General features: G+C 63.3%; 15 protein-coding genes. 7 read left to right on the top strand and 8 right to left on the bottom strand.

Translation table 11 applies throughout. The annotated features are described in order from the left end of the window. Window positions 1-41: 41 nt before the first annotated feature. The 6 genes from PSEEN_RS20375 to PSEEN_RS20350 all read right to left on the bottom strand — a co-directional run bounded on the left by PSEEN_RS20375 (window position 42) and on the right by PSEEN_RS20350 (window position 8,062). Window positions 42-1,397, bottom strand: a complete 1,356-nt coding sequence (locus PSEEN_RS20375) for a coiled-coil domain-containing protein (protein ID WP_011535456.1) — start codon at window positions 1,395-1,397, stop codon at window positions 42-44. A gap of 4 nt (window positions 1,398-1,401) precedes the next feature. Then, on the bottom strand, window positions 1,402-2,745 hold the full coding sequence (locus tag PSEEN_RS26510) for a DUF6384 family protein (RefSeq protein ID WP_162042929.1): 1,344 nt from the start codon (window positions 2,743-2,745) through the stop codon (window positions 1,402-1,404). Window positions 2,746-2,835: 90 nt separating this feature from the next. Continuing rightward, on the bottom strand, window positions 2,836-4,509 hold the full coding sequence (leuA, locus tag PSEEN_RS20365; RefSeq protein WP_011535454.1) for a 2-isopropylmalate synthase: 1,674 nt from the start codon (window positions 4,507-4,509) through the stop codon (window positions 2,836-2,838). 360 nt (window positions 4,510-4,869) lie between these two features. Further along, window positions 4,870-5,697 carry a M23 family metallopeptidase gene (locus PSEEN_RS20360; protein ID WP_011535453.1) on the bottom strand — a complete coding sequence of 276 codons (828 nt, stop codon included), beginning with the start codon at window positions 5,695-5,697 and terminating at the stop codon, window positions 4,870-4,872. A gap of 3 nt (window positions 5,698-5,700) precedes the next feature. Next, window positions 5,701-7,080 (bottom strand): exodeoxyribonuclease VII large subunit, encoded by a 1,380-nt coding sequence (xseA, locus tag PSEEN_RS20355; RefSeq protein ID WP_011535452.1) that lies wholly within the window; start codon window positions 7,078-7,080, stop codon window positions 5,701-5,703. Window positions 7,081-7,183: 103 nt separating this feature from the next. Further along, the gene (locus PSEEN_RS20350) at window positions 7,184-8,062 is read right to left on the bottom strand and encodes a LysR family transcriptional regulator (RefSeq protein ID WP_011535451.1); all 879 of its coding nucleotides are present in this window, start codon (window positions 8,060-8,062) and stop codon (window positions 7,184-7,186) included. Window positions 8,063-8,159: 97 nt separating this feature from the next. Between PSEEN_RS20350 and PSEEN_RS20345 the strand changes: the two genes are divergently transcribed. The 4 genes from PSEEN_RS20345 (at window position 8,160) to guaA (ending at window position 12,850) form a co-directional block, all read left to right on the top strand. Next, window positions 8,160-8,915 (top strand): sulfite exporter TauE/SafE family protein, encoded by a 756-nt coding sequence (locus PSEEN_RS20345; protein WP_011535450.1) that lies wholly within the window; start codon window positions 8,160-8,162, stop codon window positions 8,913-8,915. 50 nt (window positions 8,916-8,965) lie between these two features. Then, on the top strand, window positions 8,966-9,517 hold the full coding sequence (locus tag PSEEN_RS20340; RefSeq protein ID WP_011535449.1) for a hypothetical protein: 552 nt from the start codon (window positions 8,966-8,968) through the stop codon (window positions 9,515-9,517). 210 nt (window positions 9,518-9,727) lie between these two features. Further along, window positions 9,728-11,197 (top strand): IMP dehydrogenase, encoded by a 1,470-nt coding sequence (gene guaB / locus PSEEN_RS20335; RefSeq protein ID WP_011535448.1) that lies wholly within the window; start codon window positions 9,728-9,730, stop codon window positions 11,195-11,197. A 75-nt stretch (window positions 11,198-11,272) separates the two neighbouring features. Then, window positions 11,273-12,850 carry a glutamine-hydrolyzing GMP synthase gene (guaA, locus tag PSEEN_RS20330; RefSeq protein WP_011535447.1) on the top strand — a complete coding sequence of 526 codons (1,578 nt, stop codon included), beginning with the start codon at window positions 11,273-11,275 and terminating at the stop codon, window positions 12,848-12,850. Between the two features lie 50 nt (window positions 12,851-12,900). Here guaA and PSEEN_RS20325 read toward each other — a convergent pair whose 3' ends face one another. Next, on the bottom strand, window positions 12,901-15,861 hold the full coding sequence (locus PSEEN_RS20325; protein WP_011535446.1) for a membrane-targeted effector domain-containing toxin: 2,961 nt from the start codon (window positions 15,859-15,861) through the stop codon (window positions 12,901-12,903). 196 nt (window positions 15,862-16,057) lie between these two features. Here PSEEN_RS20325 and PSEEN_RS20320 point away from each other — a divergent pair, with 196 nt between their 5' ends. Beyond that, a complete protein-coding gene (locus PSEEN_RS20320) occupies window positions 16,058-17,440 on the top strand; it encodes a multicopper oxidase family protein (protein ID WP_011535445.1) in 1,383 nt (460 codons plus the stop codon). Beyond that, entirely contained in the window at window positions 17,440-17,919 is a 480-nt protein-coding gene (tadA, locus tag PSEEN_RS20315; protein WP_044488432.1) for a tRNA adenosine(34) deaminase TadA, read from the top strand. The genes PSEEN_RS20320 and tadA overlap by 1 nt, the downstream gene beginning before the upstream one ends. Before the next feature lie 106 nt (window positions 17,920-18,025). On the opposite strand, the gene mltF is transcribed toward tadA, so the two are convergent. Then, window positions 18,026-19,483: a membrane-bound lytic murein transglycosylase MltF gene (gene mltF, locus PSEEN_RS20310; RefSeq protein WP_044488430.1), complete on the bottom strand. Its 1,458-nt coding sequence runs from the start codon at window positions 19,481-19,483 to the stop codon at window positions 18,026-18,028. A 279-nt stretch (window positions 19,484-19,762) separates the two neighbouring features. On the opposite strand from mltF, the gene purL reads away from it, so the two are divergent. Beyond that, window positions 19,763-23,662: a phosphoribosylformylglycinamidine synthase gene (gene purL, locus PSEEN_RS20305; protein WP_011535442.1), complete on the top strand. Its 3,900-nt coding sequence runs from the start codon at window positions 19,763-19,765 to the stop codon at window positions 23,660-23,662. The last annotated feature ends 2 nt before the right edge of the window (window positions 23,663-23,664 follow it).

Below are 23,664 nucleotides of genomic sequence, written 5' to 3'. Positions count from 1 at the left end.
GATCCTTGCCTGAGTGGATATCTGCAATTGAGTTGCGCGATTCAGAAACTGTCGGTGGTGCGAAAACCACCACCGCCGGAACTGCTGGAGGTGCTGAAACCGCCTCCACCGAAACTGCCAGAGGTGCCATGGGAGCTGGTCGAGTCGTTGCCCCGGCTGGGGCTCCTGCTGTCATCCCAGTGCTGTGACGACACAAACTGCCGACCTTCATCGAGCAAGCGTTGCACTTCGGACTGTTCCAGCTGGCCGCGCATGTAGTCGTCGAGTATTTGTTCGATGGGCTGCTGCAGCCGGTATTCATGGCTTGGATCGCGGTAATGGGCATCGCGCAGCGCGTACTCCAAGGTCTTGGCCCGGTCATAGCGTTGGCGCTGTTTGTCGCTCTCATCGCGCAAGCCGTTCAGATGCTGCTGAATCTCCCGCAGCCGTGCGTGCAGCAACTGCAGGTCACTGACCAGGAGGTCGTCATCCGGGTTCGGTGTCCTGGCCGCCTCGATGATCAGCTCGGCCAAGGGGCGTGCCCTGAGCCTGTCGGTGATGCTCTGGCGAATCTGCAACAGGTGGGGATCGCGCTGCTGATTGAAGTCGGCCAGTTGAGCATGCAGTGAGCTGGCGTTGGCCTTGGCCTCGCTCAACAACACTTCCAGCTCTTGTTCTTCGGCCAGCAAGGCCTGCATGCCAGCTGCTTCACGGGCTTTCTCCAGATGCTGCTGGTGTTGCGCCTGCAATTGCTGCCGCGTCTGGGCGAGGGTCTGGCGCTGGGTCTCGTTGCGCGTGTACATGGCCAACAAGGTCTGTTCGTTGGCGTAGTTGGCGTGAAAGTCGACCTTGCGCGCCAGGTAGTCGTCCAACGTTCGCTGGAAGAGGTAAGGTCGGTATTGCTCGGTGCCATAGCCACAGGCCTTGAGAAAACGGTAGAGCGGGTTGCTCTTGTAGCCTTCCAGCTTGTTGGCGCACTCGTTGCGGATTTCCGCGTAGCTAGCATCGGACTGCTGTTCAGCTTGCCGGTTTGCATTCAGTCGTTCCTGCAATCGAGCGAAAGCAGGGTCTTCGTCGAGCATGCGCTGTGCCTGGGCATCGAGCTGGCCGAGATCACTGCGCACCTGCTGACGTTTGTCCAGTCGGGTGGCTATCAGTTGCTCGACTCGTTCGAGCGCCTGGACCAGGTTCGCTCGGGCGTGCTCGCGCTGCTCGAACAACTGCCGGGTCTGCAGGTCCAGCTCGGGGTCGATGTTCAGCTGCAGGGTGGCGATCTGTCCCAGCTTTGAGGTGATCTGGTCTTCCAGCCGGGCTTCCTGGTCGAGCTGGGCATACAGCGTCTGCTCGGCTTCACGCCTGGTCTGTTCGGCCTGGCGCGAGTTGTGTTCGAGCGCATTGACAAGGGCGATCGGTTTCATTGCATCACCATTCCAGAATCATCTCAGGGGTGGCGTTGGTGCTTTGGCTGAAGTGCATGCTCAGGCTGTTCACCGGTTTTCTGCCAATCAGGCGTTGGCTGATATGGCCATCTTCGAGCTTGTCCTGCCTGACACGCAGATATTCGTCGTAACTGACGCGCACACCGAAACGATTGGCCCAGCGGGTCTTGCCGGTCTCCACGCTGGTCACCGGCACCCACGTCTGCTTGCCGGCAGCGTCGAAGGGTTCGACGATCAGGTACCAGCTTTTGCCTCGCGTGCTGTTCGGATTGCAGCCGGAGTTTTCGTAACAGCGCTCCACGCCCGACTTGATGCCGGGGCGATCGACCAGCTCGATGGTCAGGGGTTCTGCGGCGTAAATCAGGTAGTCCTTCACTGCATCGAGGGTGGAGTCGGCCTTTTCCAGTTGCAGCTTGGCGATATCTTCACCGGCAAGGTTGAGCCAGTCAGCCAGTTGCTCATGATCGGCCTTGGGCAGCGGCATGGCATTCAGGCGATTGTGCAGTTGCTGCTGCTGGTCGAGGCTGATGTAGACGTGGTCCACGCGGTTGAGTCGTTTTTTGGCCTTTGCCAGGTTGTTTTGCGCGCCGGCCAACACGAAGTACGCTTGTTCGATTCGAGCATTCAAGGTGGCGCGGTTGTCGCGGGTGATCGGATCGGGTCGCGCGACATTCAATGATTGGCTGGGGCTGGGCAGCACACGCTCGATCTTGACGAGCAGGTCCGCCACCACTGGAACCGGTTGGCGTGCCTGACGAGCCTTGGATTGCTCCAGACGCTGGCGCTGCTTGGCTAGATCCATCTGCAGCAGTTGGACGTCGATGGCCAGTTGATCGGCGCTCAGGCCCGCCCGAATGTTTAATCCACTCTCCACCAGAAAGCGTGTGCCCAAGCCCAGTGCAATCAGTAGCACACTGTAAGCCACGCCTTTGAGAAGCGGCCGGTAGGCCATGGCCAGGCGAGCCAGCAGGCGCTGCGTGAAGCCCAGGGCAGGCGCTTGGAACTCGAGGCGTCGTGCGAAGAACTGGCGTACGCCTTCCTCGACCGTTGCTTCGTCAAAGGCGATGCCATGGCTCTGGTAGTAAGTACGAATGCCTTCGGCCACTTCGGCGCGGCGCCGAGGTAAGTCAAGATGCTCCTGGATGGCCATTTCGCGATGACGCAGTTGGTCAACCAGCGCCATGGCACCGATCCGTTCACTCAATGGGATGCTCATCGATTGCATTCCAGGGGGCGGTGGCGCGTTGCGCGCGCCAGGCAATAGCTCATGGTGCTCCTTGCATGAGTGGGAGAGGGGTCGTGCAGTATACCCATGAATAACGGCCAAATGATGGCTCGCTCACTGCAGCCTGAAGATGCCGTCTAGCGCGCACAAAAAAGCCCGCATCTCTGCGGGCTCTTCGGGGCGATCAACGCGTCAGGCTGCTTTGGCCTGCTGCTGGCTCAACGACCGGTTCAGCGCGCTGAACAAGGCCTTGAAGCTGGCGGTGGTGATGTTCTCGTCGATCCCCACCCCATGCACCGGACGGCCACCGGCCACACGCAGTTCGATGTATGCGGCCGCCTTGGCATTGGTGCCAGCACCGATGGCGTGTTCGTTGTAGTCCATGATCTCCACATTGACCGGCAGACCCGCCACCAGCGCTTCCAGGGCGCCGTTGCCCTTGCCATGCCAGTGCAGGGTAGTCTCGCCTTCACCGGAGACTTCCACCTGCACGTGGCTGCTGCCGTTCTCTTCCTGCAAGCGGTGGCTGACCAGCGCATACGGCGCGTTGGCTTGCAGGTATTCCTTCTGCAGCAACTTGTAGATCTGCTCGGCGGTCATTTCCAGGCCGAGGCGGTCGGTCTCGCCCTGCACCACCTGGCTGAACTCGATCTGCATGCGGCGTGGCAGGCTGATGCCGTATTCCTGCTCGAGCAGGTAGGTGATGCCGCCCTTGCCCGACTGGCTGTTGACGCGGATCACCGCCTCGTAGCTGCGGCCGATGTCGGCCGGGTCGATCGGCAGGTATGGCACTTCCCACAGTTCGCCTTCCTGCTGCTTGGCGAAGCCCTTGCGGATGGCGTCCTGGTGCGAGCCGGAGAAGGCGGTGTGGACCAGGTCGCCGACGTAGGGGTGACGCGGGTGCACCGGCAACTGGTTGCACTCCTCGACGACCTTGCGCACGCCGTCGATGTCGGAGAAGTCCAGTTGCGGGTCGATGCCCTGGGTGTAGAGGTTCAGCGCAAGGGTGACCAGGTCGACGTTGCCGGTGCGCTCGCCGTTGCCGAACAGGCAGCCTTCGGCACGGTCGGCGCCGGCCATCAGGCCCAGTTCGGTGGCGGCGATGCCGGTGCCGCGGTCGTTGTGGGTGTGCAGGCTGATGATCACGCTGTCGCGACGGTTGATGTTGCGGCAGAACCATTCGATCTGGTCGGCGTAGACGTTGGGGGTGGCGACTTCAACGGTGGCCGGCAGGTTGAGGATGATCTTGTGCTCAGGCGTCGGGTTCCACACCTCGATCACCGCGTCGCACACCTCTTTGGCGAACTCCAGCTCAGTGGCGCTGAAGGTCTCCGGCGAGTACTGGAAGGTCCAGTGAGTGTCCGGCTGCTGGGCGGCGTACTTGACGAACAGCTTGGCGGCATTGACCGCGATGTCCTTCACGCCTTGCTTGTCCTGGTTGAAGACGATGCGGCGGAACGACGGGCAGGTGGCGTTGTACAGGTGGACGATGGCCTTCTTGGCGCCACGCAGGGATTCGAAGGTACGGGCGATCAGGTCTTCACGGGCCTGGGTGAGCACCTGGATGGTGGTGTCGTCCGGGATGTGGCCGTCTTCGATCAGGGTGCGCACGAAGTCGAAGTCGGTCTGCGAGGCCGATGGGAACGAGGCTTCGATTTCCTTCACGCCCACCTGCACCAGGGTTTTCCAGAACCGCAGCTTTTTCTCCGAGTCCATCGGCTCGATCAGCGACTGGTTGCCATCACGCAGGTCGGAGCTGCACCAGATCGGGGCCTGGGTGATGGTCTTCGACGGCCAGGTACGGTCGGGCAGGTCGATGGTCGGGAACGCGCGGTATTTCTTCGATGGGTCTTTGAGCATGGTCATGCAAGCATTCCTTTTATGTGCGGCCGTGATCGGGCCTGCCAAACGAAAACGAGAGAAAAAGGCGAGGCGACGCGATTCACCCTGGTAGTCGGGCGCTGACCAGGCAGAGGCTGCGGTGTTGTCGGAGCAGGGTGCTGAAGATGTTCATGTGCTCAACCCTAACCAGTGGGTTGGGGGATGGCAAGCATTGCGGGAAAATTGAGAGAAATGCTTAAAAAAACTGCTTTGTCGAAATCTTGTGGCCGTGTTTTTTTATTTGTTGAGATTTGATTGCGCGATGCTTTTTCATTGCGCAAGTCACGAGCCAGGCCCGCTCCCACATGATCGCGGGTGGCATCGTGGGAGCGGGCTTGCCCTGCGTCAGGGCTGGAACGCGCCGATGAAGATCGCCGGATCGACCCGCGCGTCGTTGAGGCTGACATTCCAGTGCATGTGCGGCCCGGTCGCTCGCCCGGTCGAGCCCACACGCCCGACCACCTCGCCCCGGCGCAACACCTGCCCCGGTTTCACATCGATCTTCGACATGTGGCAGAACATGCTGATGAACCCCTGGCCGTGGTCGACGAACACGGTGTTGCCATTGAAGAAGTAGTCACCTACCAGGATTACCCTGCCGTTGGCCGGGGTCTTGATCGGCGTGCCGGCGGGCACCGCGAAATCCAGGCCGGCATGGGGGTTGCGCTCCTCGCCATTGAAGAACCGGCGCACGCCGAACTTGCTCGACAGCGGGCCGTTGACCGGCTTGTCGAGGATCAGGTTGCTGGGCACGGCCGGGCTGAAGCTGCGATAGGCCTTGATCTGCTCGGCCAATTCGCGGTCGATGCGCTTGAGGTCCTGGGGCTCAGGGTTGACCTGGCGTTTGTTCTTCAGGGTGATGTGCTGCTCGGGGTACTTCTTGCTGCCCACGCTGAAAGGGATGTTGCGCCCCTCCTGGGTGAGCACGGCGCTCCCGGGCTTCTGGGTGAGGGGGATACCGACGATGGCCAGCCAGTTGTCCTGCTCCCTGACCACCAGCACCGGCTTGCCGTCGAAGCGCGCGGTCGGCGCGCTGGCGGACGGCCCCAGGTTGACCACGGCCACGCCGCCGGGCACCGGCTTGTCGAGGGTGCGGGTGATGTAGCTGGCCTGGGCTGCGGTGAGCGGCAGCAGCAGGGCGAGGGCGAGCAGGGGCGCGAACAGGCGGGGCATGTGTCAGTCCAGTAGCGAGAGGGTGACCGGGGTCTGGTGGTTGTCCTCGACCCGCACCTTGAGCTCGCCTTCGTTGAGGCGGGCGGTCAGGCGCTGGCCGTTGTGGGTCTGGGCGGCGCTGCGGATGGCCTGGCCGTGTTCGTCGAGCAGGATGCTGTAGCCGCGGGCGAGGGTGGCCAGCGGGCTGACGACCTGCAAGGTCTGCAGCTGCGCCTGGAAGCGCTGGCGGCGGTCCTTGAGCACGTCGCGCATGGCCTTGGGCAGGCGTTCGGCGAGGCTGTCCAGGCGCTGCTTCAGCAGTTTCAGGCTGCGCCCGGGGTGTTGCGCGGCCAGGCGTGTGTCCAGGCGGCCGAGGCGTTCGTGGCGTTGGTTCATGTTCAGCGCGAAGGCGCGGCGCAGGCGCATGTCCAGGTCGTCCAGGCGCTGGGCCTGCTGGCGCAGGCGCTCGCCCGGGTGGCGCAGGCGCCGGGCCAGGCCCTCGACCCGCAGGCGGTCGTGGGCCAGGCGGCTCTGCATGCGCAGCAACAGGCGCCGCTGCAGGCTGTCGAGGCGCTGTTGCAGGCCGCTGCTGTCGGGGGCGAGCAGTTCGGCGGCGGCGGATGGCGTAGGCGCGCGCACGTCGGCGACGAAGTCGCTGATCGACACATCGGTCTCATGGCCCACGGCGCTGACGATCGGCGTGACACAAGCGGCCACGGCACGGGCCACGGCTTCTTCGTTGAAGCACCAGAGGTCTTCCAGCGAGCCGCCGCCACGGGCCAGGATCAGTGCGTCGAAGCCTTGCCGGTCGGCCATCTGCAGGGCGCGGACGATCTGGTTGATGGCCTCGCGACCCTGCACGGCGGTGGGGATCAGGTTGAGTTCGACCTGTGGCGCGCGGCGGCGGAACACGCTGATGATGTCGCGGATCACCGCGCCGGTGGGCGAGGTGATGATGCCGATGCGCTGCGGGTGCGCGGGTAACGGCCGCTTGCGCTCGGTGCTGAACAACCCCTCGGCGCCAAGCTTTTCCTTCAAGGCTTCGAAGGCCAGGCGCAGGGCGCCGTCGCCGGCGGGCTCGACGGTGTCGAGGATCAGCTGGTAGTCGCCGCGCCCTTCGAACAGCGAGACCTTGCCACGCACCCGCACCGCCAGGCCGTCGCGCAGGGCCTGGCGCACGCGCAGGGCGTTCTGCCGGAACAGTGCGCAACGGATCTGCGCGCCGCTGTCCTTGAGGGTGAAGTACATGTGCCCGGAGGCCGGGCGGGCGAGGTTGGATATCTCGCCTTCCACCCAGACACTGCGGAACACATCCTCCAGCAGCACGCGGGCGCGGCCGTTGAGCTGGCTGACGGTGAGGACCTCGCGGTCCAGGCCGAGTCGTTCGAAGGGGTCTTTGATCATGGCGGGCATCATAAAGGACATGGACCGGGTTGTCTGTGTTCGCCCGTTACGCAGTTCGTGCCCTTGTCCACCGTAGGAGCCAGCCTTGCTGGCGAAAGGGCATTCAGTTGCGCATCGCCGTCACGAACTGTCGCACCAGATCCCCGGCATCCCGCCGGCAGGCCAGCGCCACGGTGCTCTGACAAGCTTCGAGCAGTGGCACGAAGCAGACCGACGCTGGCGCAATCTCACGCATGCTCGCCGGCAGCAACGCCACCCCGAACCCCGCCTGGATCAGTTGCAGCTGCGTGGTCTTGCGCGACACCACCTGCGCGGCCTGGGGGAAGAACCCTGCGCTCATGCACAGCGATGCCGACAGATAGCTCAAGCCGCCCCGTTGCCGATGGGGAATGGAGATGAAGCGCTCTTCACGCAGTTGCTCCAACCTCACGCTGGCTTCGGATGCCAGTGAATGTTGGGCGGCCACCGCCAGCAGCAACGGCTCATCGAACAAGGCGTGCAGCGCCACGCCCTCATACTGGCGCAGCACGGGCAGGCGCAGCAGGCCGATCTCCAGGCGCCCCTCGGCGATATCTTCCAATTGCGCTTCCGATGATTGCTGGGCGATTTCCAGGGACACGCCCGGGTTGTCATCCAGATAACCGCCGAGCCGCTCGAGCAAACGCCCGGTCAATGGCACGGTGCTGGAATGGTTCAGACGCAGGCTGCCGCGCAGGCCCTGACCGATTTCACTGGCCAGGCGTTCGGCCTTGTCCAGGTCGGCCAGCAGGCGCCGCGCCCGGTCGAGAAAAGCTAGCCCGGCAGCGGTCAGCCGTGGCTGGCGGGCGGTGCGCTCGAATAAGGGCGTTGCCAATTGCTGTTCAAGCTCCTTGATCTGCCGGCTCAGGGCCGACTGGGCGATGTACAGCCGCTCGGCGGCAGCGCTGAAGCTGCCGCACTCGGCGATTTCGACGAAGTAGCGCAGTTGGCGGATCGAAGTCATGTCATGCCTTTTTGAGATGGCTTGTGGCGCTAAGGCATATTAGTCGGCATGGCTGGCGACTGGCTAATCTGCAGGTGTCTTCCCAGGAGTCGTTGCAATGCTTGCCCAACTGTCGTTCTCCGGCCTTGACTGGCTGCCGATCCTGCTTGGCGTGGCCGTGGCCTATATCGTCTTCGGCATTGCCGGCTTCGGCACTGCGTTGGTCGCCGGCCCTGTGTTGATTCACTTCATGCCGTTGTCGCGGATCGTTCCACTGCTGGTCCTGCTGGATTTCGTTGCCTCATTAGGCAATCTGCTGCCGTCCCGGCGGGATGTGGTGCGCGGCGAATTGCTGCGTCTGTTGCCCTTCATGGCCGTGGGCTGCACATTGGGCGTGGTGTTCCTGCTGCACCTGAAGTCGGATGTCTTGCTGCTGCTGATGGGACTGTTCGTCACCGCTTACGCGGTATACGGTCTGGCGGTGAAGGTGCGGCCGGCGAGCTTGTCGGGCGCCTGGGCGGTGCCGATGGGTACGGTGGGCGGGTTGTTCGGCGCCATGTTCGGCAGCGGTGGCTTTCTATACGCGATCTACCTGAGCGCCCGGTTGCAGGCGAAGGAGCAGGTGCGGGCGACCCAGGTCGCGCTGATCAGTTGCAGCACGGTGGTACGTCTTTCGTTGTTCATGATCGCCGGGGTGTACGCCGATGCCAGCCTGCTGCTTCTGGCCGCCTGCCTGTTACCGGTGATGTTTGCAGGTACCTGGTTGGGGCGCCGGTTGACCCTGAAGCTGTCTCGCGAAGCCTTCGTGCGGCTGATCACCTGGCTGGTGCTGGCCAGCGGCCTGGCGTTGATCGGTCGCTACCTGAGCGCCTGAGCAGGCGCTAGAATTGCGCGATTATCGCTGTCCGCAGGCTCGTTTCGTTCATGAACACCCAAAGCATCATCGTTCCCAAGCTGTCTACCGTGCCGGTCCACGAAGCCCGTGCCCGGGCCATCCTGCGCTGGCTGGTACGCGAGAAGATCGTCGAGGAGCAGTTGACCACGTGCGGGCGCACCGGCAACCGCATGGGCCATGCCCTGGCTGAAGGCGCGCGCAAGGTGGCCCTGCATCCGCAGAAACTGCCGCTCGGTGAGCAGGTCAACGGCCTGGAGGTGATGCTCAAGCGCTGCATCTATACCCCCACCGAGGGCTTTCTCGAAGAAGCCGGCTGCCCGGAATGCCGGCGCGAAGTCGGCGAGCCGCTGTTCGAGAGCCTGGAGGAGTGGATGCCGGGGGTGAGCGACAACTTCACCTGCCCCCTGTGCGGCTTCGAAGACGACATCAATGGCTTTCTTTACCTGCAGCCATGTGCCTTTTCCAACCTCGGGTTCATCTTCAACAACTGGGGCGAGGCGGGCTTCACCCAGGCTTTCCTCGACAGCTTCGCCGACTGGCTCGATCAGCCGGTGGCGGTGGTGCAGGTGAAGGTGGGGTGAGGGTGGTTCGGGACCGCTTTGCGGTCCATCGCCGGCAAGCCGGCTCCTACCTGTACCGCGCCACTCCCGTAGGCGCCGGCTTGCCGGCGAAGCGGTCCTGATACACCCACGAATCACCACTGGGCCGAAGGCCCTTATTTTGCATTGAGCGGCGCGCCATGGATGGGTATAATGGCGCGCTTCCATTTTTCCCTCCCGGGAGCCCCCGCGATGCTGCGTATCAGCCAAGAAGCCCTGACCTTCGACGATATCCTCCTTGTACCCGGCTACTCCGAGGTACTGCCCAATGAAGTCAGTCTCAAGACACGTTTGACTCGTGGCATCGAGCTGAACATTCCCCTGGTTTCCGCCGCCATGGATACCGTCACCGAAGCGCGCCTGGCCATTGCCATGGCCCAGGAAGGCGGCATCGGCATCATCCACAAGAACATGACCATCGAGCAGCAGGCCGGCGAAGTGCGCAAGGTCAAGAAGTTCGAGGCTGGCGTGGTCAAGGACCCGATCACCATCGACGCCGACGCCACCGTGCGCGACCTGTTCGACCTCACCCGCCTGAACAACATCTCCGGTGTTCCGGTGCTGGAGAACGGCGACCTGGTCGGTATCGTCACCTCCCGTGACGTGCGCTTCGAAACCCGCCTGGACGCCAAGGTCCGCGACGTGATGACCCCCAAAGAGCGTCTGGTCACTGTCCGCGAAGGCGCCGACAAGAACGAAGTCCGCGAGCTGCTGCACAAGCACCGCCTGGAAAAAGTCCTGATCGTCGACGACAAGTTCGCCCTCAAGGGCATGATGACCGTCAAGGACATCGAGAAGGCCAAGGCCTACCCGCTGGCCAGCAAGGACGACCAGGGTCGCCTGCGCGTCGGCGCCGCGGTCGGCACCGGCAAGGACACTGGCGAGCGCGTTGCGGCGCTGGTAGCAGCTGGCGTTGACGTGGTGGTGGTCGATACCGCCCACGGTCATTCCAAAGGCGTGATCGACCGCGTTCGCTGGGTGAAAGAGAACTACCCACAAGTGCAGGTGATCGGTGGCAACATCGCCACCGGCGCCGCCGCCAAGGCCCTGGCTGAAGCCGGCGCCGACGCGGTCAAGGTCGGTATCGGCCCAGGCTCGATCTGCACCACCCGCATCGTCGCCGGTGTCGGCGTGCCGCAGATCAGCGCCATCGCCAACGTCGCCGCCGCACTGGAAGGCACTGGCGTGCCACTGATCGCCGACGGCGGCATCCGTTTCTCGGGTGACCTGTCCAAGGCCATCGTCGCCGGCGCCTCGTGCGTGATGATGGGTTCGATGTTCGCCGGTACCGAAGAAGCCCCGGGTGAGGTCGAGCTGTTCCAGGGCCGTTCGTACAAGGCCTACCGCGGCATGGGTTCGCTGGGTGCCATGGCACAGGCGCAAGGTTCCTCCGACCGTTACTTCCAGGACTCCTCGGCCGGCGCCGAGAAGCTGGTCCCGGAAGGCATCGAAGGCCGCGTCCCCTACAAGGGCGCCCTGGCGGCGATCATCCACCAGCTGATGGGCGGCCTGCGCTCGTCCATGGGCTACACCGGCAGCGCGACCATCGAAGAGATGCGCACCAAGCCGGAGTTCGTGCGCATCACCGGTGCCGGCATGGCCGAGTCCCACGTGCATGACGTACAGATCACCAAAGAAGCCCCTAACTACCGCGTAGGCTGAGGCTTCAAGCAATAGCAAGCGGGGCTGTCATGACAGCCCCGTGTCGTTTCCGATTTCCACTGACGAGATTGAGTCATGGCCCTCGACATTCACGCTCACCGCATCCTGATCCTCGATTTCGGTTCCCAGTACACCCAGCTGATCGCCCGCCGCGTGCGCGAAATCGGTGTGTACTGCGAGCTGCACCCGTTCGACATGGACGATGAAGCGATCCGCGAATTCAACCCGCGCGGCATCATCCTGGCCGGTGGCCCCGAGTCGGTCCACGAAGCCAACAGCCCACGCGCCCCGCAGGCCGTGTTCGACCTGAAGGTCCCGGTGCTGGGCATCTGCTACGGCATGCAGACCATGGCCGAGCAGATGGGCGGCAAGGTCGAAGGTTCCGACCTGCGCGAGTTCGGCTACGCCCGCGTCGACGTGGTCGGCAAGAGCCGCCTGCTCGACGGCATCGAAGACCACGTCGACGATGACGGCGTGCTGGGCCTGGACGTGTGGATGAGCCACGGCGACAAGGTCACCCAGATGCCAGGCAACTTCAGCGTGCTGGCCAGCACCCCGAGCTGCCCGATCGCCGGCATGTACGACGATGCCCTGGGCTACTACGGCGTGCAGTTCCACCCGGAAGTGACCCACACCAAGCAGGGCGGTCGCATCCTGTCGCGCTTCGTCCAGGACATCTGCGGCTGTGAAGCCCTGTGGACGGCTTCGAACATCGTCGAAGACGCCATCGCCCAGGTACGCGCACAGGTTGGTTCGGCCAACGTCCTGCTGGGCCTGTCCGGCGGCGTTGACAGCTCGGTGGTTGCCGCGCTGCTGCACCGCGCCATCGGCGACCAGCTGACCTGCGTGTTCGTTGACAACGGCCTGCTGCGCCTGCACGAAGGTGACCAGGTGATGGCCATGTTCAAGGAGAACATGGGCGTCAAGGTGATCCGCGCCGACGCTGAAAAGCAGTTCCTCGACAACCTGGAAGGCGAAGCGGACCCTGAGAAGAAGCGCAAGATCATCGGCCGCACCTTCATCGACGTGTTCGATGCCGAAGCCAGCAAGCTGGAGAACATCCAGTTCCTCGCCCAAGGCACCATCTACCCTGACGTGATCGAGTCGGCCGGCGCCAAGAGCGGCAAGGCCCACGTGATCAAGTCGCACCACAACGTCGGTGGCCTGCCGGAGGAGATGAACCTCAAGCTGGTCGAGCCGTTGCGCGAACTGTTCAAGGACGAAGTGCGCAAGATCGGCCTGGAGCTGGGCCTGCCGTACGACATGGTCTACCGCCACCCGTTCCCGGGCCCGGGCCTGGGGGTGCGCATCCTGGGTGAAGTGAAGAAAGAGTACGCCGATATCCTGCGTCGCGCCGACCACATCTTCATCGAAGAGCTGCGCAAGGCCGACTGGTACCACAAGACCAGCCAGGCGTTCGTGGTGTTCCAGCCGGTCAAGTCGGTCGGCGTCGTCGGCGACGGCCGTCGCTACGCCTGGGTCGTGGCCCTGCGTGCCGTCGAGACCGTGGACTTCATGACCGCGCGCTGGGCGCACCTGCCGTACGAGCTGCTGGAAACCGTCAGCGGCCGTATCATCAACGAAATCGACGGCATCTCCCGCGTCACCTACGACGTGTCGAGCAAGCCGCCGGCCACTATCGAGTGGGAATGAGTTGAGCCACAAGGGCGCCGCAAGGCGCCCTTGTCGTATCTGCGCTCAGCTCAACGGCTGATGTAGCGCATGCCGCGCAGGCTCAGGCGGGTATGCAGGTCGGCAAGGTGTTCGAAGCGACGCTCATGCACGTCTGGCCAGTCAGGGCGTTCGATGTAGTAGTAGCGCCCGTCTCGGTTGATCAAGGTACGTCGCAGGGTGGAATTATGGCTGCGGTTGATCACGTACTCCTCGCCATTGACCCGTTCGATGGTGTAGTCGCCAGGCTTGACCAGCATGCTGTTGAAGTCGGGGGGCGTCGAGCGGGCGGGCAGCACTGCGGCACGCAGGAGCAGATCGCTTTGCAGGTGTCGGACTTTACCCTTCGGGTCCATGGCATCCCTGCCTGGGTCGACGCTGTAGGTGTCGACTCCGTCGATCGGACCGTCTTCGACACGCAGGCCGATCGCGCCTTCCGTTTCAGCCAAACCGGTAACGCCATGGAAGTTGTTGGCATGGCTGCTGCCCACCAGTGCAACCCATTTTCCCGGACCTCGTGCAGCCTGGTCGGCCTCGATGATCAGGTGCGCATAGAAGTTCATCATCTGCTGGCGTGTCCCATCGGCAACCGGGTTCGCCCAAGCCTGGCGATAGCTTGCCATGCAGTCGATGGCTTGGATGCGTACGCCGTTCTTCTGCGCCTCAAGCATTACCCGGCGGAAGGTGTAGCGGCCAGCCGGGTCAGTGCCGTGCCCGAGATCCTGCTCCGCGACGTAGTTATCCAGAGCTTTGGGCATCACGCCGCTGCGATTGAATGCGTCCAGGTCCGCTTGCTGGAAGTCGGTCGTGTAGTGCTCCATGTACAGTGTCCTGACCTTCAACTTGCGCAGCAGGCGCATGTTGTCGATCAGTAGTCGCTTGCTGCCAAGGCCACTATGCGCCTCTCCTATCACCAAGCCGTTGCTGTTCTCGTAGATACTTTGCAGCACCCTGTTGGAGGCGGCGCTGGGAGGGATCTCAGGTATCTGCGGGCGTGCGGGAGGCTGCACCGTGTTCATGAAGTCATTGGCGTCTGTCGCCAACTGATCACGCAGTTGGCGGAAGCGCTTGATGGCGGCGCTGCGATCTGGTGCATCCAGTCGTTCCCGAGCACCCGTTATCTCATGCTCTGAAACATCCGTGAGTGAAGGGCGCAGGTTGGCGGGGACATCATAAGGTGTGTCTGCAAGTGCAGGTGGGTTCGCAGACGTTGACGAGTGGCCCCAGGCTTTCAGGCGTGCGAGCATGCCCCCTTTGAGGTCAGGGCGATCCACGGGTTGCCATTGTCCCTCTGCATCCAGGCGGATTGGTTGGTTCTTGTAAAAGGAGAACGGGTTGTCGGGGTCGACGATGGTCCAGATTTTCAGTTCTGAAACAAAACGCACTTGGTAAGGCATATCTTCAACCAGTGCGTAGAATTGCCTGCCTTGCGTGTAGATCCCTTCAAGGGCGCCTGTCCCTGGCTCGCCGCTGAGCACTACATTGGTTTCGAAAGGGTGCAGCAGCTCCCAGCTCTGCGCTGGTTGGAAGGGGCCGGGCACCCAGGTTCGGATGGCATCCGCCACGCTTGTGGTTGTCTCACCTTCAATTTCGTTATCGCCCGAACCGCTGGGCTCCTTTGCCTCGATTGGGCGCTCCCCGATACCCGAAGCCCCGTCTGCTTCACCGGCCTCACCCAGCTCGGCAAGGGGTTTGCCGGGAACGCTGAGCAGAAAGGTCGCATTGAACAGGGTTTCGATGGCGGCGAAAATCGCGCCCGTAATGCCTGCCTTGCGTTCGCGGGTCGTGTGCCCGGTAATTGCCTGGTCGATGTTCAAGCCTGTTTCGGCGATGCCGGCACCCACCAGCGCCAAGGCCACCGGCCAGTCCACCGCTGCCATGGGGCCGAACACTTGCAGGCCGGCCTTCAAGTAACCGATCCATAGCTGTTTGCGCAGGTCGGCGTTGGAGCGCAGGACGAAGTGAGCATCATCAAGCATCCGCTGGTGAGCTTTGCTGCGCAGCCAGTCGAAGGCGTCTTCGTCGATCTGCTGGTCCAGGATATTGAGACCGGAGTAATCCTGCCTGCCCCAGCCGTGGTAAAGCAGGTCGATCATGTGATTCAACCCGACCTGGCTGTCGCCCTCGTCGCGATCGTTCAACGAAAAGTGCGCCACGAAGCGTGCCCGGTTATCGGCATGATTGCAGTGGTTGAGCACCCACAGGAATAGTGTCTGCACATCCTGAAAGTAATACAGGCCTTCGACGTCTCCAGGTAGGTAAATGACCTGGCTACCGTCTTGCATCTGCAGGCGAAGGATATCCGTCGCCACATGGCCGCCGATATCGAACGTGCATACGCGCACGTCGTCACCCGGCAGCGTCCGTTGGTGCAACGCTTGCGCTGATGGCGGCCAGGGCATTGCGCCCGTCAGTGCCCGCACGATGTCACTGCACTGGCGGGCGAGCGCTGAGTCGGGGTCATGGGCGCAGGCTTCCAGTATTTTGCTCAGGAAGTTGGCCTTGGCCAGCGTGCGGAAGTTTTCCGAATGGTTCGTCCAGAAGGTGTCCAGCCGCCGCTTGAAATCAGCGGCGAAGTCAATATTCCAGAAGTCTTCCAGCACATCCTTGGCATCGAGCCGTACTTCATTGTGTTCATCGTAGACGTCCTTGCCTGGCCCATCGCTGTAGAAACCCACCAGATAGCTGAGCAAGTCGGCGTTGTCCTGATCATGGACATCGAAACGGTGCATTACCAATTGTGGCAGAGTCAGGGATTCGTAAGGTTGATCGAAGTGCTGCCAGCCGTTGAAGGTCCTGGGGCTGCTTACGGCGGTATTGAAGCGGTGCAGGTACACACTGTCGGGGTCGAGCGCTTTCAGGCCATTGCGGTCGAGGACCTGTTGCGCGACTTTACGAGCCATCTCGCGCATGTCCGGACAGTCTTCAGTGAGTTGCCCGGCGATTGTCAGCAGGGTTTGCCGATCGCTGGAGGTGTGGGTAATGATGGGCATCACGCGTTTCCAATGCAGGAGGATGACCATCAGTCTCAAGCGGTCGAGAGGCCGGCAGGCGTTACATATTGCTTGGCTGGCGGCCGGGTTTTGGTGGCTTTCACTTAATATTTCGCAAATGCAGGTGTATCGTATTCGCCCTTCATCGCCGGCCCTGCCGGCAGGCTGATCGCGCAGAAACGAGGTACCCGCACCGATGTCCTTTTCCCGTCGACAAATGCTCAAGGGCTTGACCGGCCTTGTGGTGGTAGGCCTGGGCGCCGGAGGCGCGGCACGCTACTGGCTGGGCAAGGTCGAGGACGACAACGCCGGGCACGACTACGAACTGATCGCCGCACCGCTGGATGTCGAGCTGGTGCCGGGCTTCAAGACCGAGGCTTGGGCTTTCGGCCCGTCGGCACCGGGCACCGAGTTGCGCGTGCGTCAGGGTACCTGGCTGCGGGTGCGTTTCATCAACCACCTGCCGGTGGAAACCACCATCCACTGGCATGGTATCCGCCTGCCGCTGGAAATGGACGGTGTGCCGTATGTCTCGCAGTTGCCGGTCAAGCCGGGCGAGTACTTCGACTACAAGTTCAAGGTGCCGGATGCCGGCAGCTATTGGTATCACCCCCATGTCAGCAGCTCCGAGGAACTGGGCCGCGGCCTGGTCGGCCCGCTGATCGTCGAAGAGCGCGAGCCGACCGGCTTCAATCACGAACGCACGTTGAGCCTGAAGAACTGGCATGTGGACGAGCAGGGTGCCTGGATGCCCTTCAGTGTGCCCCGTGAGGCCGCACGCAACGGTACGGCGGGGCGGTTGATCACCATCAACGGCCAGGCCGATTCGGTGACCGAGCTGCCGGCAGGGCAAGTGGTGCGGATGCGCCTGCTGAACCTGGACAACACCTGGACCTACCGGCTCAATCTCAAGGGCAACTGCGAGGCGATGATCTACGCCCTCGACGGCAACCCGGTCACGCCGCGCCCCTTGGACGACGAGTACTGGCTTGGCCCGGGCATGCGTATTTGCCTGGCGATTCGTATTCCCCAGGCGGGCGAAGAGATCTCTCTGCGAGATGGTTTCGTGCGCCTGGGCACCCTGCGTTCGGTGGCCAGCAGCGAGGCACCGGGCGACTGGCCGAAGGCCTTGCCGGCCAACCCGGTGGCCGAGCCGGACCTTGAGAACGCCGAGAAGCTCAACTTCAATTTCGAATGGGTCGGCAAGGTTTCGGTCAACACCGAGAATGGCAAGCCGCCGAGCCTGTGGCAGATCAACGGCCAAGCCTGGGACATCACCGACAAGACCTGCGCCGACCGGCCGATCGCCACGCTGCAGAAGGGCAAGAGCTACATCTTCGAACTGAAGAACATGACCCAATACCAGCACCCGATCCACCTGCACGGCATGAGTTTCAAGGTGATCGCCTCCAATCGCCGCAAGATCGTCGAGCCTTGGTTCACCGACACCTACCTGCTGGGCAAGAACGAGCGCGCCCAAGTGGCGCTGGTGGCGGATAACCCGGGCACCTGGATGTTCCACTGCCATGTCATCGACCACATGGAAACCGGCCTGATGGCCGCGATCGCGGTGGTCTGATGCGCCCGCAGATCATCGATCGCAGCCGCGACCAGGAATTCATGCGCCTGGCCCTCGAGCTGGCGGCGCAAGGCGCGGCCCTGGGCGAGGTGCCGGTGGGGGCGGTGCTGGTGCAGCATGGCCAGGTGATCGGCCAGGGCTTCAACCGTCCGATCATCGACAGCGACCCCAGCGCCCATGCCGAAATGGTAGCGATTCGTGCCGCGGCCAAGTCCGCCAGCAACTACCGGCTGCCGGGCAGCACGCTGTATGTGACGCTGGAGCCGTGCAGCATGTGCGCGGGGCTGATCGTCCATTCGCGGGTGGCGCGGGTGGTGTACGGGGCACTGGAGCCCAAGGCGGGGATCGTGCAGAGCCAGGGGCAGTTCTTCAGCCAGGGGTTTCTCAATCACCGGGTGATGTTCGAGGGTGGTGTGCTGGCGCAAGAGTGTGGGGCGATCCTGAGCGAGTTCTTCAAGGCGCGGCGGGCAAAGGGGTAGGCAGGTCTGTAGGAGCGGCTTCAGCCGCGATGCAGGCAACGCGGTGCCTGGCACCCGCCTCGCGGGTGATCGCGGCTGAAGCCGCTCCTACAAGGTGTTGGGGCAGTTACATCTGTGGCGACTGCTCCGCCGGCTTGTCCTTGTTCACCCCCGGCACATGCAGGTTGCCCTCGGCCACCTGGCCTTCGAGCTGCGGCTGCGTCACCCAGGTGAGGATGTCGTAGTAGCGACGGATGTTGGCCACGAAGTGCACCGGTTCGCCGCCACGGGCGTAGCCATATTTCGTTTTGCTGTACCACTGCTTCTGCGACAGGCGCGGCAGCATCTTCTTCACGTCCAGCCATTTGTTCGGGTTCAGGCCTTCGCGCTTGGCCAGGGTACGGGCGTCTTCCAGGTGGCCGCTGCCGACGTTGTAGGCGGCCAGGGCGAACCAGGTGCGGTCCGGCTCCTTGATGCTGTCGTCGAGCTGGTCCTTGACCACCATGAAGTACTTGGCGCCGCCCTGGATGCTTTGCTTGGGGTCCAGCCGGTTCGATACGCCCATGGCCTGCGCGGTGCGCTGGGTGAGCATCATCAGGCCGCGTACGCCAGTCTTGGAGGTGACCTCCGGTTGCCACATCGACTCCTGGTAGCCGATGGCGGCCAGCAGGCGCCAATCGACCTGCTCGACTTTCGATGTTGCCTTGAAGTGCTTTTCGTACTTGGGCAGGCGCTGCTGAAGGTGCTGGGCGAAGGTGTAGGCACCGACGTAGCCGAGCACGTCGACATGCCCGTAGTAGCGGTCCTTCAGGCGTTGCAGGGTGCCGTTCTTCTGCGACTTGTCGAGAAACTCGTTGATCTCGTTGAGCAGGCTGTTGTCGTCGCCGGCGGCCACGGCCCAGCGTTGGTCGCGGGTGTCGCCCAGGTCGAAAGCCACCCGTACGTTGGGGAAGTAGACCTGGTTCATGGCCAGTTCGTTGGAGTCGACCAGGGTCAGGTCGATCTGGCCCTCGTCGACCATGCGCAACAGATCGACCACTTCGACGGCGTCGGACTCTTCGTATTCAAGCCCTGGGTTCTGCTTTTTCAGTTCGGCGAGCTGGTCGGCGTGGCTGCTGCCCTTGAGCACCATGATCTTCTTGCCCACCAGGCCTTTGGCGTTGGTAGGCCGCGAGCGGCCATTGCGGTAGATGACCTGCGGCGTGACTTCGAGATAGGGGTGGGAGAACCTGGCCTGTGCACCACGCCGTTCGCTGCTGACCAGACCGGCGGCCGCCAGCACCGGGCCGGACGGTTTGCCCAGCTGGTCGAACAGTTCGTCGAGGTTGTCGGCGGTCTCGATCTGCAGTTTCACGCCCAGGTCGTCGGCGAAGCGCTTGACCAGTTCGTATTCGAAACCGGTTTCGCCGTTGCGGTCCTGGAAGTAGGTGGCCGGGCTGTTGCGGGTTATCACGCGCAGCACGCCATCCTCCTTGACGCGTTCGAGGGTGCTGGGTTTTTCAACGCAGGCACCGAGCATCAGGAAGAGTCCGGTTGCGAAGAGCCATCTGGCGCAACGCTGGCGAAAAGCAGTGTGGGCGAACATAAGGTGCAGTATACGCAAACGGCTGGTTGCACCATATCTCGACAATATGTGGGTTGTCTGGTAGCAGGCTGTATGCCAGGGATGAGGGCGTTCAGGCGATGTGTTCATGATGGCTGGCAGTATCGCGGGGCAGGCCCGCGATCACGAGGTGGAAATTTTTGACCCCGAAGTCCGGTTCCACCGCCCGGCAGCATTGGGCTAGAGCGGGTGCCGAAAGCCTGAGAATTAGGCTAGAATGCACGGCCTCTAAGCACACCCCTTTCTGAGGCTGTCCCGACGATGTTGATCCTGCGCGGCGCTCCTGCCCTTTCTGCCTTTCGCCACGGTAAATTACTCGAGCAACTGAGCCAGAAAGTCCCCGCTGTTACTGGTTTGTATGCCGAATTCGCCCACTTCGCCGACGTTGACGGCGAACTGACCGCCGACCAGCAGCAGGTGCTGGGCCGTCTGCTCAAGTACGGGCCGAGCGTGCCGGTGCAGGAGCCGACCGGCCGCCTGTTCCTGGTGGTGCCACGCCTGGGCACCATCTCGCCCTGGGCGAGCAAGGCCAGCGACATCGCCCACAACTGCGGCCTGCAGTCGATCCAGCGCCTGGAGCGCGGCATCGCTTACTATGTCGCCGGCAGCCTCAGTGACACCGACGCTCACGTCATCGCCGCCGAGCTGCACGACCGCATGACCCAGCGCGTGCTGGGCAAGCTGGAAGACGCCGCCGACCTGTTCAGCCACGCCCAACCAAAACCGATGACCTCGGTTGACATCCTGGGCGGTGGCCGCGCGGCCCTGGCGCAAGCCAACATCGACCTGGGCCTGGCCCTGGCCGAAGACGAGATCGACTATCTCGTCACCGCCTTCCAGGGCCTCAAGCGCAACCCGAACGACATCGAGCTGATGATGTTCGCCCAGGCCAACTCCGAGCACTGCCGCCACAAGATCTTCAACGCCAGCTGGGACATCGACGGCCAGGCGCAGGAGAAGAGCCTGTTCGGCATGATCAAGAACACCTATCAGATGCACAGCGAAGGCGTGCTGTCCGCGTACAAGGACAACGCCTCGGTCATCGTCGGTAGCGTCGCCGGCCGTTTCTTCCCGAACCCTGAGACCCGCCAGTACGGCGCGGTGCAGGAGCCGGTACACATCCTGATGAAGGTCGAGACGCACAACCACCCGACCGCCATCGCCCCGTTCTCTGGCGCCTCCACCGGCTCCGGCGGCGAAATTCGCGATGAAGGCGCCACCGGGCGTGGCGCCAAGCCGAAAGCCGGCCTGACCGGCTTTACCGTGTCGAACCTGCGTATCCCGGGCTTCGAACAGCCGTGGGAGAAGCCGTACGGCAAGCCCGAGCGCATCGTCGACGCCCTCGACATCATGATTGAAGGCCCACTGGGCGGCGCCGCGTTCAACAACGAATTCGGCCGTCCGGCCCTGACCGGCTACTTCCGCACCTTCGAGCAGGGCATCAACACCCCGCACGGTGAAGAAGTGCGCGGTTACCACAAGCCGATCATGCTCGCCGGCGGCATGGGCAACATTCGCGAAGATCACGTGCAGAAAGGCGAGATCTCCGTCGGCGCCAAGCTGATCGTGCTGGGCGGCCCGGCCATGCTGATCGGCCTGGGCGGCGGCGCCGCTTCGTCGGTCGCCACCGGCGCCAGCTCCGCCGACCTGGACTTCGCTTCGGTACAGCGCGAGAACCCGGAAATGGAACGCCGCTGCCAGGAGGTCATCGACCGCTGCTGGCAGCTGGGCGACCAGAACCCGATCGCCTTCATCCACGACGTGGGTGCCGGCGGTATCTCCAACGCCTTCCCGGAACTGGTCAATGACGGCGGCCGTGGCGGTCGCTTCGAACTGCGCAACGTGCCCAACGACGAGCCGGGCATGGCCCCGCACGAAATCTGGAGCAACGAATCCCAGGAACGCTACGTGCTGGCGGTCAGCGCCGAGGACTTCGAGCGCTTCCAGGCCATTTGCGAGCGCGAGCGCTGCCCGTTCGCAGTCGTGGGCGAGGCCACCGAAGAGAAACACCTGACCGTTACCGACAGCCATTTCGACAACACCCCGGTGGACATGCCACTGGACGTGCTGCTGGGCAAGCCGCCGCGCATGCACCGTTCGGTGACCCGCGAAGCCGAGCTGGGCGATGAATTCGACCCAAGCACCCTGGAGCTCAAGGATTCGGTCGAGCGCGTCCTGCGTCACCCGGCCGTGGCCAGCAAGAGCTTCCTGATCACCATCGGCGACCGCACCATCACCGGCCTCGTGGCCCGCGACCAGATGGTCGGCCCGTGGCAGGTGCCGGTGGCCGACTGCGCCGTCACCGCCACCAGCTTCGACGTCTACACCGGTGAAGCCATGGCCATGGGCGAGCGTACGCCGCTGGCCCTGCTCGACGCGCCGGCCTCCGGCCGCATGGCGATCGGCGAAACCCTGACCAACCTGGCCGCCTCGCGTATCGAGAAGCTGTCCGACATCAAACTGTCGGCCAACTGGATGTCCGCCGCTGGCCACCCGGGTGAAGACGCTCGTCTGTACGACACCGTCAAGGCCGTCGGCATGGAGCTGTGCCCAGAGCTGGGCATCACCATCCCGGTCGGTAAAGACTCGATGTCGATGAAAACCAAGTGGAGCGACGCGGGCGTCGAGAAGAGCGTCACCTCGCCGATGTCGCTGATCATCACCGGCTTCGCCCCGGTCACCGACATCCGCAAGACCCTGACCCCGCAGCTGCGCATGGACAAGGGCGAAACCGACCTGATCCTGATCGACCTGGGCCGCGGCCAGAACCGCATGGGCGCCTCGATCCTGGCCCAGACCCACGGCAAGCTGGCCGCCCAGGCACCGGACGTCGACGATGCCGAAGACCTCAAGGCGTTCTTCGCCGTGATCCAGGGCCTGAACGCCGACGGCCACCTGCTGGCCTACCACGACCGTTCCGACGGCGGCCTGATGACCACCGTGCTGGAAATGGCCTTTGCCGGCCACTGCGGCCTGGAGCTGGAACTGAACACCCTGACCAGCAAGCGTGAAAAGATTGCTGCCATCCTCTTCAACGAAGAGCTGGGTGCGGTGATCCAGGTGCGTCAGGACTCCACTCCAGACGTGCTGGCGCAATTCAGCGCCGCAGGCCTGGGCGAGGATTGCGTCGCGGTGATCGGCCAGCCGATCAATAACGGTGAAGTCCTGGTCAAGTTCGAAGGTGAAGAGCTGTTCAAGGGCGACCGTCGCCTGCTGCAGCGTCAGTGGGCCGAGACCAGCTACCAGGTCCAACGCCTGCGCGACAACGCCGACTGTGCCGACCAGGAATTCGACGCGCTGCTGGAAGAAGACAACCCGGGCCTGTCGGTCAAGCTGGGCTACGACGTCAACGATGACATCGCCGCGCCGTACATCAAGAAGGGTGTGCGCCCGCAAGTGGCGATCCTGCGCGAGCAGGGCGTCAACGGCCAGGTCGAGATGGCTGCCGCCTTCGACCGCGCAGGCTTCGCTGCGGTCGACGTGCACATGAGCGATATCCTGTCTGGCCGTGTCGACTTCGAAGCCTTCAAAGGCCTGGTGGCCTGCGGTGGCTTCTCCTACGGCGACGTGCTGGGTGCCGGTGAAGGCTGGGCCAAGTCGGCGCTGTTCAACGCCCGGGCCCGTGACACCTTCCAGGCCTTCTTCGAACGTACCGACAGCTTCGCCCTGGGCGTGTGCAACGGTTGCCAGATGATGTCCAACCTGCACGAGCTGATCCCGGGCACCGAGTACTGGCCGCACTTCGTGCGCAACCGCTCGGAGCAGTTCGAGGCGCGCGTGGCCATGGTCGAGGTGCAGAAGTCCAACTCGATCTTCCTGCAGGGCATGGCCGGTTCGCGCATGCCGATCGCCATCGCCCACGGCGAAGGCCACGCCGAGTTCGCCAGCGAGGAAGCCCTGCTGGAAGCCGACCTGTCCGGTTGCGTGGCCCTGCGCTACGTCGACAACCACGGCAAGGTCACCGAAGCGTATCCAGCCAACCCGAATGGCTCGCCGCGCGGGATCACCGGCCTCACCAGCCGTGACGGCCGCGTGACCATCATGATGCCGCACCCGGAGCGTATGTTCCGCGCCGTGCAGAACTCCTGGCGCCCGGATGAGTGGCAGGAAGACGCGGCCCTGATGCGCATGTTCCGCAATGCGCGCGTCTGGGTGAACTAAGG

It is taken from the genome of Pseudomonas entomophila L48 (assembly GCF_000026105.1).
Classification (GTDB): Bacteria; Pseudomonadota; Gammaproteobacteria; order Pseudomonadales; family Pseudomonadaceae; genus Aquipseudomonas; species Aquipseudomonas entomophila.
The sequence above is the reverse complement of the archived record's forward strand: the minus strand, read 5'-3'. Positions and strand labels throughout refer to the sequence as shown.

Excerpts from the sequence above, each read along its gene's own strand:
- PSEEN_RS20375 (WP_011535456.1), bottom strand. The coding sequence starts at position 1,397 with ATGAAACCGATCGCCCTTGTCAATGCGCTCGAACACAACTCGCGCCAG.
- leuA (WP_011535454.1), bottom strand. The coding sequence starts at position 4,509 with ATGACCATGCTCAAAGACCCATCGAAGAAATACCGCGCGTTCCCGACC.
- PSEEN_RS20360 (WP_011535453.1), bottom strand. The coding sequence starts at position 5,697 with ATGCCCCGCCTGTTCGCGCCCCTGCTCGCCCTCGCCCTGCTGCTGCCG.
- xseA (WP_011535452.1), bottom strand. The coding sequence starts at position 7,080 with ATGATCAAAGACCCCTTCGAACGACTCGGCCTGGACCGCGAGGTCCTC.
- PSEEN_RS20350 (WP_011535451.1), bottom strand. The coding sequence starts at position 8,062 with ATGACTTCGATCCGCCAACTGCGCTACTTCGTCGAAATCGCCGAGTGC.
- PSEEN_RS20345 (WP_011535450.1), top strand. The coding sequence starts at position 8,160 with ATGCTTGCCCAACTGTCGTTCTCCGGCCTTGACTGGCTGCCGATCCTG.
- PSEEN_RS20340 (WP_011535449.1), top strand. The coding sequence starts at position 8,966 with ATGAACACCCAAAGCATCATCGTTCCCAAGCTGTCTACCGTGCCGGTC.
- guaB (WP_011535448.1), top strand. The coding sequence starts at position 9,728 with ATGCTGCGTATCAGCCAAGAAGCCCTGACCTTCGACGATATCCTCCTT.
- guaA (WP_011535447.1), top strand. The coding sequence starts at position 11,273 with ATGGCCCTCGACATTCACGCTCACCGCATCCTGATCCTCGATTTCGGT.
- PSEEN_RS20325 (WP_011535446.1), bottom strand. The coding sequence starts at position 15,861 with ATGCCCATCATTACCCACACCTCCAGCGATCGGCAAACCCTGCTGACA.
- PSEEN_RS20320 (WP_011535445.1), top strand. The coding sequence starts at position 16,058 with ATGTCCTTTTCCCGTCGACAAATGCTCAAGGGCTTGACCGGCCTTGTG.
- tadA (WP_044488432.1), top strand. The coding sequence starts at position 17,440 with ATGCGCCCGCAGATCATCGATCGCAGCCGCGACCAGGAATTCATGCGC.
- mltF (WP_044488430.1), bottom strand. The coding sequence starts at position 19,483 with ATGTTCGCCCACACTGCTTTTCGCCAGCGTTGCGCCAGATGGCTCTTC.
- purL (WP_011535442.1), top strand. The coding sequence starts at position 19,763 with ATGTTGATCCTGCGCGGCGCTCCTGCCCTTTCTGCCTTTCGCCACGGT.